Consider the following 766-nt stretch of genomic DNA (forward strand, 5'->3'; position numbering starts at 1 on the left):
TCTGGCTTGCCCACACCTCAGCGCGGCACCACGCTGACCCGGTTCGCCGGATGGGTTCTGGCGCGAGGCGATGAGCAGGGCTTGGTTTGCCCGCTTCGGTGTGGCATCACGCGGTGAGTGGTGGTAGTGCCTGCCGCCCTGAGGTGTCGGTGGTCGAGGCGGCGGCCAGGGGTTCAGGGTGCGGCGGGGTAGACGATGTAGCGACGGCCCAGTGGGCTGCGCCAGACGAATACGCCTGGTCTGATTTGGATCAGTTGCCACCGGCCTTGGTGCTTGGCTCGATGGTGGTATCGGCAGAGGACACCGAGGTTTCCTGCGACGGTGAGCCCGCCTAGGTGGTAGGCGATGGTGTGGTCGATGTCGGCGTAGATGGCGGGTCGACGGCAGCCGGGTGCGCGACAGGTGCGATCTCTGGCCCGTATATGCCGCGCCAGTGCTTCGGTGGGGAACCGTCGGGTGGCCTGGGCGAGGACGCTGTCGGCGTCTTCGTCGTGCCGGGTGGTGTCGGCGTTGGTGGTGCGGCGGCGGGCGGTATGGGTGGAGGTGCCGCCGTTGGTGTGGTCGCGCCGAGTGGTGTTGTCGAGGTGGGGCCGGTGGCGGGTGGTGTTGGTGGGTGTGCTGCTGGTGGTGTTGTCGCACCGGGTGGTGTTGTCGCACCGGGTGGTGTTGTCGCACCGGGTGGTGTGGTCGCGCCGGGTGGTGTTGTCGGGGTGGGGCCGGTGGCGGGTGGTGTTGGTGGGTGTGCTGCCAGCGGTGTGGTCACGCC

The 766-nt window shown here is 68.7% G+C and carries 1 protein-coding gene; it reads right to left on the minus strand.

Annotated features, from left to right (window positions below; genetic code table 11):
* Positions 1-173: 173 nt before the first annotated feature.
* A partial coding sequence (locus Rhe02_RS49500; RefSeq protein ID WP_203915558.1) for an HNH endonuclease signature motif containing protein occupies positions 174-766 on the minus strand: 593 nt, incomplete at its 5' end.

The organism is Rhizocola hellebori, from assembly GCF_016862955.1.
In the GTDB taxonomy this organism is placed as follows: Bacteria; Actinomycetota; Actinomycetes; order Mycobacteriales; family Micromonosporaceae; genus Rhizocola; species Rhizocola hellebori.